1 pseudogene is annotated in these 338 nt (G+C 39.3%); it reads left to right on the top strand.

What is annotated here, in order from left to right:
• Positions 1-111: 111 nt before the first annotated feature.
• Positions 112-338 (top strand): annotated as a pseudogene (locus ACG9ZB_RS16785) (glutathione peroxidase); the annotation flags it as partial.

Below are 338 nucleotides of genomic sequence, written 5' to 3'. Positions count from 1 at the left end.
TATTTAAAGCAATCCTCATCTTGCATTTTTGTTGCGATCAATCTGCAAATGGGCGTGACTTTGTCGAACGATTCCAACACAATAAAATGCACATCGTATAAGGAGACGTAAATGAGCACTTCAATTTATAATATTCCTGTCAAAACTATTCAGGGCGAAGACATCAACTTAAACCAATACCAAGGTAATGTTCTCTTGGTGGTGAATGTGGCATATAAATGCGGTCTCACACCGCAGTACGAAGGCTTAGAAAAACTCTATCAAGACAAAAAATCACAGGGTTTAGCGATTCTAGGTTTTCCTGCGAACAATTTCTTGGCACAAGAACCGGGTTCAGA

The sequence above is a fragment of the Acinetobacter johnsonii genome, from assembly GCF_048551975.1.
GTDB lineage: Bacteria > Pseudomonadota > Gammaproteobacteria > Pseudomonadales > Moraxellaceae > Acinetobacter > Acinetobacter johnsonii_A.
This window is presented reverse-complemented; position numbering and strand designations above follow the sequence as displayed.